At 54.7% G+C, this 5064-nt stretch carries 1 protein-coding gene and 1 pseudogene; both read right to left on the bottom strand.

Features of this window, described 5'->3' with window-relative positions; genetic code table 11:
* Positions 1-4173: pseudogene (locus tag JF44_RS0109065) on the bottom strand (Ig-like domain-containing protein); the annotation flags it as partial.
* Positions 4174-4235: 62 nt separating this feature from the next.
* Positions 4236-5064 (bottom strand): hypothetical protein (locus JF44_RS20475; protein WP_033068674.1); only part of this gene is annotated, 829 nt, incomplete at its 5' end.

Below are 5064 nucleotides of genomic sequence, written 5' to 3'. Positions count from 1 at the left end.
CGAGGTCAGGCCCTCGACGGTCACTTCAAGCAACTCACCAGGGGCGAGCACACCAACATCGATGGTCAACGGGGTGGCATTGTTTTCCAGAACGACACCGGGCAGACCAAGGTTCAGCAACGGTGCTGGCGCAGGCAGCGCATCAATTGAAACAATTTGACCATCAAGATGAAGCTCAACTGTTTCGATGTCATCCACTTTCAAGCGAAGTGCATCAAGAGTGATGCTATGCGAGGAACCTGACTCAACATGGTTCTGTAGTGCTTGCAAAGCGTCGCGTACGCCCTCAACGTTCAGTTGTTCCGATGTCAAATGAAGCTTCAGGACATCATTATTCCATCCCCCATCAACCACGCCAATCTCATCTGATGACAGATCGACTGTGTAGTTAAGTTCGTCATTGTCGCTTTCTCCGTACAGACGGTCCGGGCCTGATCCGGTTAGGGAATCATTCCAGCTGCCGCCTGCGAGGATATCGGTGCCTTCTCCACCATCAAGAGTATCTGCACCAGATCCACCATAAAGCGTATCGTCACCAGCTTGTCCTTCAATGACGTCGTGACCGCTATCACCGTAAATCGTGTCGTCACCACCTCCGGCCAAAACCGTATCATTTCCGCTGTAAGCGTAGATCAGGTCTCCGCCGTCACCCATTTCGATATGATCAGACCACCAGGTACCGTGCGCGATATAGCCCGGGGAGTTCGTGATGTCGATATTCAGGGTTCCATTGACTGAAGTGCTATCGCTACCATCTGTGGCGGTCGCTGTTACAGACAGTTCAAAATTATCAACACACCAATCAGGTGGAGTGATGCTCAATCCATCAAGCTGATCGGCAGTTAGTGTCAAGGTGCCATCGGGATTGACAGTACCGTTATTGAATGTTGCGCCATCAGGGATGTTGCTGACCGTTACAGACAGGATCTCACTGCTGTCACTTAGTCCGGCATCAATATCGATATTAATCGGGTCATGACCGTTCCCGCTGGCATCGGTCAGGCTCAGGGTTGGGGTGTCTGCAACCCCGGCAACGTTGATGCTCAGGCTTTCAGATACAGAAACCTCGTTGTTGCCCGCAGAAGAAGTCGCAGTAATCTCAAGGTCAAAGGATCCGCTGTAATCAGCCGGCGGTGTGATGGTCAGACCTTCGAGCTCATCGGCTGTCAGGGTAACCGTACCATCCGCATTGACGGTGCCAGTTGATAAAGTAGCGCCTTCTGGAATGTCTGAGACCGTGATTGACAGAAGGTCACTGTTGCCAGAAAGACCCGCATTTATATCGAGCGCAATTGCAGTGTCTTCATTCCCGGATGCATCAGATGTTTCCAGAACCGGTTCTGCTGGGGCAGTACTTATGTCGTCAATGTCGACAACGACACCATCGACATAAATTTCGAGCGTTTCGATGCTATCGACCTTTAACGCGATTGCGTCAAGGGTGATGCTGCTGTTACTGCCACTCTCAACATGATCATTGAGCATCTGCAGCGCGTCGCGTACGCCTTCTTCTTCCAGTTGTTCTGTTGTCAGATACAGTTTGAGCGTGTCATTGCCCGATCCGCCATCAACAATCCCGATCGGGTCGGAAGACAGATCGACCGTATAACGAATTTCGTCGTTATTGTTCTCTCCGTACAATTGATCTGAGCCGGACCCGGTTAACAGGTCGTTTGATTGGCCCCCAAACAGGATGTCTGTACCTTCACCTCCATCAAGCGTGTCTTTTCCGTTTCCGCCGTCCAAGGTGTCGTTGCCTTCTCCCCCTTCCAGGATGTCCTTACCATTGCCACCAAAGACAGTGTCGTCTCCTGCACCTGCATTAATCGTATCGGAACCATTGCCGGCATAGATCGTGTCATCTCCGGAACCGGTATTGATGACGTCTGGCCGGTTGGTGCCAAAAACAACCTCGTCGGGTGCACTATCGTTTTGAACCTCGACAGTCAGATTCTGGGTGATGGAGGCTGAATCAGCACCATCGGTTGAGGTCGCCGTGACCCCAAGATCAAACGATCCGCTGTAATCAGTTGGCGGCGTGATGGTCAGACCATCAAGCTCATCGGCGGTCAGGGTAACGGTGCCATCCGGATTGACGGTACCAGCCGACAGGGTTGCGCCATCGGGAATGTTGGAGATGGTGACCGAGAGAACTTCACCGCTATCGGTAAGGCCTGCATCGATGTCGAGCGCAATCGGGTTATCTTCTGTCCCCGTTGCATCGGCAACATCAAGCGTCGGTGCATCTGCTTCGCCTTCGACAGATACAGAGATCGTGTCAGAAACAGAAACAGAAGCGGTGTCGGTACCATCGGTGGAGGTTGCCGTGACCCCAAGATCAAACGATCCGCTGTAATCGGCCGGTGGCGTGATGGTCAGACCGTCGAGCTCATCGGCGGTCAGGGTAACCGTGCCGTCCGGATTAACTGTGCCGGCAGATAGGGTTGCGCCATCCGGGATGTTGGATACCGTCACTGTCAGGACTTCGGTGGAATCCGTCAGAGAAGCATTGATATCAAGTTCAATGGCGCTATCTTCCGTGCCGGATGCTGCGGAAACGACGAGATTAGGTGCGTCAGCCTGATCCTCAACAGAGATGCTCTCGGTTATGGAGACGGATTTGGTGTCGGTTCCGTCTGATGCAGTAGCGGTGACTGTAAGGTCGATGTCGCCGCGGAAATCAGACGGAGTGGTGAGGGTTAATTCAGGTAGTTCGCTCGGTTCGAGCGTCCAGCTTCCGTCTGGATTAAGTGTGCCAGCGCTAAGCGTTGCATCCTCAGGCACACCGGTGATGGTAACGCTCAATGTTTCTGAGCCGTCAGCGTCATTGAGCCCGGCGTCGATCGTAAGCGGATATGTTGTCACGCTGGGTTCGGATGATTGCACCAGAGTTGCATCACCAACCACAACACCATCACCGAACGAAATGGCTTCGATCTGATTGACGGTCAACATTTGTCCCGTATCAAGATCAATGATCTGAGTGTTGATGACGCCCTGATTGGCTGTAAAGTTCTGCAATGAATAGGATGCAGATGGTTTGCCAAGATACAGAACATCATCCCCAGAGCCGCCATCCAATGCAGAGGTCTGGCTGATGCCGCCATTTATTGTCAGGCTATCATTGCCATCGCCCAAACGGATATTGTTACCCAGATTGGTGTTTCCGTTGAGGATAACGTCATCATTCCCGCCACGGAGATCGAAATTTTCGTTCATATTCAGATCGCGGTCGATGACATAGGTTTCATCGCCGTCGGTACCTTGATGGTTAGAGCCACCCTCATCGACAAAATCATTCTGCCCAGTGCCGGTACCCGTACCTGTTGTCGTGCCTTCGCCAATTGAAACACTCAGTGTTGGTGCATCGGCTACAGGGGCAACCTGCAAGGTCAGGGTATCGGATACAGAAGCAGTATCGGTGCCGTCTGCCGAAGTTGCGGTCACACCAAGATCGAACGAACCGCTGTAATCCGCTGGCGGCGTAATGGTCAGGCCATCGAGCTCATCAGCTGTCAGGGTCACGGTGCCGTCCGGATTAACGGTGCCAGCAGAGAGTGTGGCGCCATCGGGAATGTTCGAAACGGTTACCGAGAGAACTTCACCGCTATCGGTAAGGCCCGCATCGATGTCAAGTGCAATTGGGCTGTCTTCAGTGCCCGCCGCATCGGTGACATCAAGCGTTGGAGCATCGGCTTCACCAGTGACATCAACGGTCAGGGTGTCTGATACAGAAGCAGTGTCCGTGCCATCGGCGGAGGTTGCTGTGACGCCAAGATCAAACGAACCGCTGTAATCAGCCGGCGGTGTAATGGTCAGACCATCGAGCTCATCAGCCGTCAGGGTAACGGTGCCGTCCGGGTTGACGGTACCAGCCGAGAGGGTTGCACCATCGGGAATGTTGGAAATGGTGACCGAGAGAACTTCACCGCTATCGGTAAGGCCTGCATCAATGTCGAGCGCAATCGGGCTGTCTTCGGTGCCCGTTGCGTCTGTTACATCCAGGGTCGGCGCGTCTGCTTCGCCAGTGACATCAACGGTCAGGGTGTCGGATACAGAAGCAGTATCGGTACCGTCCGCAGACGTTGCGGTGACGCCCAGATCGAACGACCCGCTGTAATCCGCTGGCGGGGTGATGGTCAGGCCATCAAGCTCATCAGCTGTCAGGGTCACGGTGCCATCCGGATTGACGGTACCGGCAGAGAGCGTTGCACCATCGGGAATGTTCGAAACCGTTACGGAGAGAACTTCACCGCTATCGGTGAGGCCTGCATCGATGTCGAGTGCAATCGGGGTGTCTTCGGTGCCGGTGGCATCGGTGACATCGAGGGTCGGCGCGTCTGCTTCACCAGTGACATTGCTGTATCGGTGCCATCGGTTGAGGTTGCGGTGACACCCAGATCAAACGATCCGCTGTAATCGGCCGGCGGTGTGATGGTCAGGCCGTCAAGCTCATCGGGGGTCAGGGTAACGGTGCCATCCGGATTGACGGTACCGGCAGAGAGGGTTGCGCCATCGGGAATGTTGGAGATGGTGACCGAGAGGACTTCACCGCTATCGGTAAGGCCTGCATCGATGTCGAGCGCGATCGGGCTGTCTTCGGTACCCGTTGCGTCTGTTACATCCAGGGTCGGCGCGTCTGCTTCACTTTCAACAGATACACTCAGCGTATCGCTGGTGGTTGCCGTATCGGTGCCATCGGCAGACGTTGCGGTGACGCCCAGATCGAACGAACCGCTGTAATCAGCCGGCGGCGTAATGGTCAGACCGTCGAGCTCATCGGCGGTCAGGGTAACGGTGCCGTCCGGATTGACGGTACCGGCAGAGAGGGTTGCGCCATCGGGAATGTTCGAAACCGTTACGGAGAGGACTTCACCGCTATCGGTGAGGCCAGCGTCGATGTCGAGCGCAATCGGGCTGTCTTCAGTGCCCGCTGCATCGGTAACGTCGAGGGTCGGCGCGTCGGCTTCACCTTCAACAGATACAGAGATCGTGTCGGACACAGAAGCGGTGTCGGTGCCGTCCGCAGACGTTGCGGTTACACCCAGATCGAACGAACCACTG

Origin of the sequence: Thalassospira australica, from assembly GCF_000763295.1 — a bacterium.
In the GTDB taxonomy this organism is placed as follows: domain Bacteria; phylum Pseudomonadota; class Alphaproteobacteria; order Rhodospirillales; family Thalassospiraceae; genus Thalassospira; species Thalassospira australica.
The sequence above is the reverse complement of the archived record's forward strand: the minus strand, read 5'-3'. Positions and strand labels throughout refer to the sequence as shown.